This window comes from Methylocaldum sp., from assembly GCF_035627495.1.
Lineage (GTDB): Bacteria > Pseudomonadota > Gammaproteobacteria > Methylococcales > Methylococcaceae > Methylocaldum.
Window position 1 is genome coordinate 1 of the sequence record NZ_DASPLO010000018.1, and the last position, 5000, is coordinate 5000.

Consider the following 5000-nt stretch of genomic DNA (forward strand, 5'->3'; position numbering starts at 1 on the left):
GGTGACCATCACGAAGCCGCGGCCTGACGAGGTGACCTCGCGCCAGTGCTCCATCGCTTCGCATTCGACGTGAAAGGGTCGATCGGTGACGAGCCGCTCGTAGCGTTCGGTCAGGCACCACGCGAATTCATGCATCGTCCGCCAGATGCGGCGCTGACGTTGGAGCCAGCCGCATGGCCCGAGCACCGCTTCTAGGTTCGCGGCGATCGCTTTGCGGATATTGAAAATCGTCAGGAAGAAAAGCGTCGTGAACGCGAGGATCAGCGGCGGCAGCAGCCACTCGGGCACTGTCTTGACGCCCCAGCGATGGAAGCGGTACCAGAACAATCCCGTGACATGGAAATCGCCCAGTAGACGCTGCGCCCAGCTCGCTTCAGGGGCGTGAGGAGGACGGCCTTCCGAGGGGTCAGCGGACATGGAATGCGAGCAGCATGCAGTGCGGGCGCGCATTGTGCCGCAATGCGCTACGCCTGGCGCAGCGTTCGCATGACTACGACAGCATACGAAGCTGCAGTGTGATTTCCTCACGGAACTTTTCGCGCGCAGCGCCGCTCTATTGCCCCGCGTTCGTTATTTACGCTGTGCGCATCGCGGAAATTCAGGCGATGCGCCGCCGCAATCTCGCTTGAAATTTCGAGTGCGAAACGCGATGTAGAAACGGTCGCAAAAAATCTTTCGCGCAAGTGTTGACCGAAGTTTTTCGCTCGGTATAATGCGCGGCTTTCCTCGACGCAGAACACCGTGCCGAGCGAAAGAAATGCTCTTTAAAAACTAACAGCCGATAGGTGTGGGTGCTGGGTGGTGTGGTGAGCAACTGCTGATTCGCAAGGGTCGGTGGTAGATCTCAAACATTACTTGGTGCTCATACTTTGAAGGATTGACGAAGTGGAAGTGGAGTCAAGGATTTCATCTTCTCTTTGTTGGTTCTTTTGAGATTGAGTGCTGCGGTGCTTGTTGGCAACGGCAAGACCGCAACATCGCTTAGCGATATTGAAGCAGGAATTGAACTGAAGAGTTTGATCCTGGCTCAGATTGAACGCTGGCGGCATGCCTTACACATGCAAGTCGAACGCGAAAGGGAGGGCAACCTCCCCGGTAGAGTGGCGAACGGGTGAGTAATACATCGGAACGTGCCCAGGAGTGGGGGATAGCCCGGCGAAAGCCGGATTAATACCGCATACGTCCTGAGGGAGAAAGCGGGGGACCTTTCGGGGCCTCGCGCTCATGGAGCGGCCGATGTCGGATTAGCTAGTTGGTGGGGTAAGAGCCCACCAAGGCGACGATCCGTAGCTGGTCTGAGAGGATGATCAGCCACACTGGGACTGAGACACGGCCCAGACTCCTACGGGAGGCAGCAGTGGGGAATTTTGGACAATGGGGGCAACCCTGATCCAGCCATGCCGCGTGAGTGAAGAAGGCCTTCGGGTTGTAAAGCTCTTTCGGCCGGAACGAAATCGCAGCGTCTAATAAACGCTGTGGATGACGGTACCGGAATAAGAAGCACCGGCTAACTACGTGCCAGCAGCCGCGGTAATACGTAGGGTGCAGGCGTTAATCGGAATTACTGGGCGTAAAGCGTGCGCAGGCGGTCTATTAAGACAGGTGTGAAATCCCCGGGCTTAACCTGGGAACTGCGCTTGTAACTGATAGGCTGGAGTGTGGCAGAGGGGGGTGGAATTCCACGTGTAGCAGTGAAATGCGTAGAGATGTGGAGGAACACCGATGGCGAAGGCAGCCCCCTGGGTCGACACTGACGCTCAGGCACGAAAGCGTGGGGAGCAAACAGGATTAGATACCCTGGTAGTCCACGCCCTAAACTATGTCAACTGGTTGTCGGGGAAGCAATTCCTTGGTAACGAAGCTAACGCGTGAAGTTGACCGCCTGGGGAGTACGGTCGCAAGATTAAAACTCAAAGGAATTGACGGGGGCCCGCACAAGCGGTGGATGATGTGGTTTAATTCGATGCAACGCGAAAAACCTTACCTACCCTTGACATGCCAGGAACCCTGCAGAGATGCAGGGGTGCCCGAAAGGGAGCCTGGACACAGGTGCTGCATGGCTGTCGTCAGCTCGTGTCGTGAGATGTTGGGTTAAGTCCCGCAACGAGCGCAACCCTTGCCATTAGTTGCTACATTCAGTTGAGCACTCTAATGGGACTGCCGGTGACAAACCGGAGGAAGGTGGGGATGACGTCAAGTCCTCATGGCCCTTATGGGTAGGGCTTCACACGTAATACAATGGCCGGTACAGAGGGCAGCCAACCCGCGAGGGGGAGCTAATCCCAGAAAGCCGGTCGTAGTCCGGATTGCAGTCTGCAACTCGACTGCATGAAGCCGGAATCGCTAGTAATCGCGGATCAGCATGTCGCGGTGAATACGTTCCCGGGTCTTGTACACACCGCCCGTCACACCATGGGAGTGGGTTTCACCAGAAGTAGTTAGCCTAACCGCAAGGAGGGCGACTACCACGGTGAGATTCATGACTGGGGTGAAGTCGTAACAAGGTAGCCGTATCGGAAGGTGCGGCTGGATCACCTCCTTTCTAGAGACGCTACTCAGCGCATCTCACATCAAGTGCCCACGCCTATCGGTTGTTTAGCTGCTGCGGGATCCTCAAGCGCTGTATAGGGATGTGATCCTGAAGGGGGTCTGTAGCTCAGCTGGTTAGAGCACCGTCTTGATAAGGCGGGGGTCGATGGTTCGAACCCATCCAGACCCACCACCAAACGCGAGCTAGCGGACCTGGCAAAAGATTCGGGGGATTAGCTCAGCTGGGAGAGCACCTGCTTTGCAAGCAGGGGGTCGTCGGTTCGATCCCGTCATCCTCCACCAATTCTTTTAGATGAAGACATAAGTCGTTAATGATTAGGCGAGCAGTGTTTGCTTGATGATTAACGACTTATATCTTGATATAGGTTTGCTCTTTAACAAAATGGAAGAAGTAAAGTGAACACACGCATTTGTGATGAGTGTGATGTGTTCAAATGGGTAGTAATTGATTGCAAAATCAGAAACTATTAACTGCGTTTGAAGTTTATTTAAACGAGGTTTGATAGTGCTTTAGAAAACCTATGACGGGCAGATTTACTCTCTGCCTTGGACTGAGTGGAAGATAAAACCCGGCTGTCAGCCTGGAAATATGCTTCATAAAAGGCGCTCAGGTTTCAACGTTATAGGGTCAAGCGAATAAGTGCATATGGTGGATGCCTTGGCGATTACAGGCGATGAAGGACGTGCAAGCCTGCGAAAAGGTTCGGGGAGCTGGCAATGAAGCTTTGATCCGGACATGTCCGAATGGGGAAACCCACCCGCAAGGGTACCTGCATCTGAATACATAGGATGTAAGGAGCGAACCGAGTGAACTGAAACATCTAAGTAGCTCGAGGAAAAGAAATCAACCGAGATTCCGGAAGTAGTGGCGAGCGAACCCGGAAAAGCCTGCAACTTTTAGCACATGCGATAGTAGAACGGAATGGAAAGTCCGGCCATAGTGGGTGATAGCCCCGTATATGAAATCCCGTGTGTGGAACTAGGGTTGCGACAAGTAGGGCGGGACACGTGAAATCCTGTCTGAACATGGGGGGACCATCCTCCAAGGCTAAATACTCGTAATCGACCGATAGTGAACCAGTACCGTGAGGGAAAGGCGAAAAGAACCCCGGGAGGGGAGTGAAATAGATCCTGAAACCGTATGCATACAAACAGTGGGAGCCCCTACTTTAACGGCCTTCGAGTCTTGGACAGTTGAGCGTAAGCGAAACTGGCAAAAGACTATTAAGAAGGAGTGAAGTTGACTTTACCGTCATGTAACAGATGAGGGTGAGGGTCGTTAAAGTAGGGGTGACTGCGTACCTTTTGTATAATGGGTCAGCGACTTACATTCAGTAGCAAGCTTAACCGATAGGGGAGGCGCAGCGAAAGCGAGTCCGAACAGGGCGTTCAGTTGCTGGGTGTAGACCCGAAACCAAGTGATCTATCCATGGCCAGGATGAAGGTGCCGTAACAGGTACTGGAGGTCCGAACCCACAAATGTTGAAAAATTTGGGGATGAGCTGTGGATAGGGGTGAAAGGCTAAACAAACTTGGAAATAGCTGGTTCTCTCCGAAAACTATTTAGGTAGTGCCTCGTGTCTCACTCTTGGGGGTAGAGCACTGTTATGGCTAGGGGGCTCATAAGAGCTTACCAAACCATTGCAAACTCCGAATACCGAGAAGTGCAATCACGGGAGACAGACCATGGGTGCTAACGTCCGTGGTCAAGAGGGAAACAACCCAGACCGCCAGCTAAGGTCCCTAATGACGTGCTAAGTGGAAAACGAAGTGGGAAGGCACAGACAGCCAGGAGGTTGGCTTAGAAGCAGCCATCCTTTAAAGAAAGCGTAATAGCTCACTGGTCGAGTCGTCCTGCGCGGAAGATGTAACGGGGCTAAGCACGTAACCGAAGCTGCGGATGCGTACATTCTTCGGAATGTACTGCATGGTAGGAGAGCGTTCTGTAGGCCTGCGAAGGTGTTCTGTGAGGAATGCTGGAGGTATCAGAAGTGCGAATGCTGACATGAGTAGCGATAAAGGGTGTGAAAAGCACCCTCGCCGAAAGCCCAAGGTTTCCTGCGCAACGTTCATCGGCGCAGGGTGAGTCGGCCCCTAAGGTGAGGCAGAGATGCGTAGCTGATGGGAAACAGGTTAATATTCCTGTACTTACATTTACTGCGATGTGGGGACGGAGAAGGTTAGGTCAGCCATCTGTTGGAATAGGTGGTTTAAGCGTGTAGGTGGATCCTTTAGGCAAATCCGGAGGGTCAACACTGAGGCGTGACGACGAGCGTACTTGTACGCGAAGTGATTGATACCAAGCTTCCAAGAAAAGCCACTAAGCTTCAGGTAAATGTAAACCGTACCGCAAACCGACACAGGTGGGCAGGATGAGAATTCTAAGGCGCTTGAGAGAACCCGGGAGAAGGAACTCGGCAAATTAGCACCGTAACTTCGGGAGAAGGTGC

Annotated in this window: 1 protein-coding gene, 2 tRNA genes and 2 rRNA genes (1 of these 5 running past the window's edge); 4 read left to right on the forward strand and 1 reads right to left on the reverse strand. The window is 53.2% G+C overall.

The window, feature by feature from the left end; genetic code table 11:
• Positions 1–417: hypothetical protein (locus VEB01_RS01715; RefSeq protein WP_324872380.1), on the reverse strand; the 417-nt coding region annotated here is incomplete at its 3' end.
• Positions 418–1004: 587 nt separating this feature from the next.
• Between VEB01_RS01715 and VEB01_RS01720 the strand changes: the two genes are divergently transcribed.
• From VEB01_RS01720 to VEB01_RS01735, 4 genes are all read left to right on the forward strand, one after another.
• Positions 1005–2542: ribosomal RNA gene (locus tag VEB01_RS01720) — 16S ribosomal RNA — on the forward strand.
• A gap of 103 nt (positions 2543–2645) precedes the next feature.
• Positions 2646–2722: transfer RNA gene (locus tag VEB01_RS01725), tRNA-Ile, on the forward strand.
• A gap of 34 nt (positions 2723–2756) precedes the next feature.
• Positions 2757–2832 (forward strand) — tRNA-Ala (locus VEB01_RS01730).
• 344 nt (positions 2833–3176) lie between these two features.
• Positions 3177–5000: ribosomal RNA gene (locus VEB01_RS01735) — 23S ribosomal RNA — on the forward strand; it runs 1189 nt beyond the window's last position.
• The 16S and 23S rRNA genes sit together here with 2 tRNA genes alongside, the layout of an rRNA operon.